The sequence below is a fragment of the Burkholderia sp. Bp9012 genome (genome assembly GCF_003853825.1).
GTDB classification, from domain to species: domain Bacteria; phylum Pseudomonadota; class Gammaproteobacteria; order Burkholderiales; family Burkholderiaceae; genus Burkholderia; species Burkholderia diffusa.
The window spans coordinates 1-2,097 of sequence record NZ_QTQA01000063.1 but is presented as its reverse complement, the minus strand read 5'-3'; the positions used below and the strand labels follow the sequence as shown (position 1 = coordinate 2,097).

Annotated in this window: 1 protein-coding gene; it reads right to left on the bottom strand. The window is 69.7% G+C overall.

Annotated features, from left to right (window positions below; all coding sequences use genetic code 11):
• Positions 1–115 precede the first annotated feature (115 nt).
• The coding region (locus DIE11_RS35835) for a tetratricopeptide repeat protein (protein ID WP_124629842.1) at positions 116–2,097 on the bottom strand (1,982 nt) is incomplete at its 5' end.

The window sequence follows — 2,097 nt, the reverse complement described above, 5'->3', positions numbered from 1 at the left end:
CGCCTTCGCGTCGCCCAGCCGGCCCGCCTGGTGATGCGCCAGTGCGGCGCCGAGAATGTCCGTGGTCTGTTGCATGTCGTCGTTTCGTCGTTCGCGCGCCACCCTGCCGGGCGGCTCAATTCGGTTCTTCGCCCGCCGCGGCCCGCTCGTCGGCGCCGGCGTTCGTCCTGTCCATCCACATCCCGTAAAACGCCTCCTCGAGATGTTTCGCGAAGCGCGGCGCATCGCACAGCGGCGACGCGAGCAGCTGCGCGCGCAATGCCTGCCGCAGCGCACCGAGCCGCTGCGGATCGGCCGCAGCGGCCACGGCCTTCGCGACGTAGTCGTCTTCGTCGCGCGCGATCCAGTCGGCCAGGCCGACCGTCTGCAGCACGCTCTCGCAGATGTGCGTGACGAATCGCTCGCCTTTCATCCCGAGCACCGGCACGCCCATCCACAGCGACTCGGCCGTCGTCGTGCCGCCCGGGTACGGAAACGGGCTCAGCATCATGTCGACGCGGCGGTAGGCCGTCAGGTAATCGGCGCGCGGCGAGCGGCCCTCCATCACCAGCCGGCTCGCGTCGATCCCGTTGCGGGCGAACCGCTCGGCCGTCCGGCGCACCGCATGCGCGTCGTCGAGCTCACCCGCCTTCAGGAACAGCCGCGCGCCCGGCACCGCGGCAAGCACCCGCGACCACACGCGCACGACCGCATCGTTCATCTTCCCGAGCTTGCCGAAATAGCCGAACGTCATCACACCGTTCTCGCGTTGCGGCAACGGACCGACGTCGAGCGCCGGATGCGGCGGCGTGAAGCACAGATAGCTGTCGGGCAGCCGCCACGGCCGCTCGACGAAATGCGCTTCCTCGCCGGCAGGCAGCACGTGCCGGTCGCCCAATACGTAGTCGATCGCGCGCAGCCCCGTCGAGGCGAAGAAGCCGATCCACGTGACCTGCACCGGCGCGGGCTTCCATGCGAACACGCCAAGCCGGTTTAGCGCCGTGTGGCCCGACAGGTCGACGAGAACGTCGATGCCGTCAGCGCGAATCCGCTGCGCCGCCTGCTCGTCCGACAGGTCGAGAAGCGAATGCCACGCGTCGAAGTGCGGCTTCAGGCGCGCGGTCGTGTCGTCTTCCGCCGCCGACGTCGGATAGGCGATCAATTCGAGCCGGTGTCGATCGAGATGCGCCAGCACGCCCTCCAGGAAAATGCCGACCGGATGCGTCACCAGGTCCCCCGACACCCAGCCGATGCGCAGCCGTCCACCCGACGGGCGCGAGCCGGTGTCGGTATGCGCGAGCGGCCGCGCATCGGCTTCGACGTATTCGCCGAAATGCCGCGCAGCCCTGAGCGTCTCTTCCTGGTCGATCGATGGATGCGTGGCGAGCGCGAAGACCAGCCGGTCGTGCAGGACCGGGTTGGTCACGTCGAGTTCGACCGCGCGGCGGTAATGCGCGAGTTCGCCATCCACATCGCCGAGCATGCCGAGCACGTCACCGAGCGTCATGTGCGCGGGCGCGGCCCGGTCGTTCAATGCGAGCGCCGCGCGCGCATGATGCAGCGCGTCGTCGGCACGGTTCTGCTTCAGCAGCACGATCGCGCAGCGATGATGTGCGTCGACGTCGTTCGCATCGAGTTCGGTCGCGGCCCGGTAGCACATGACGGACGCGTCGTACTTGCCCAGGTCGTGATACATGTCGCCGAGCATGCGATAGGCGGGACCGTGAGCGGGCGCCAGCTCAAGCGCGCGCGTCATGCACTCGGCCGCACGCGCCGTCTGCCGCCGACGGTACAGCGCCTCGGCAAGGCCCGCGTGCGCGTCGGCGCGCATCGGCGACAGTTCCGCGGCTCGTTCGAACTGTGCGATCGCCGCGTCGGCCTGCCCTGCGTCGCGCAGCGCGATGCCGAGGTCGACACGCGCCTGCGCGTCGCCAGGCGCCAGTTCGACGAGACGGCGCAGGGTCGCAATCGCCTCGTCGCGATCGCCGCGGGCGAGCAGCGCCGCACCGAGATTGCGGTGCGCGATCGGGTTGGACGGGGCCAGCGCGACGGCCGCGCGATAGCTGTCCACCGCCGCGTCGAACTTGCGCTGCGTCGTCAGCACGTTGCCGAGATTGT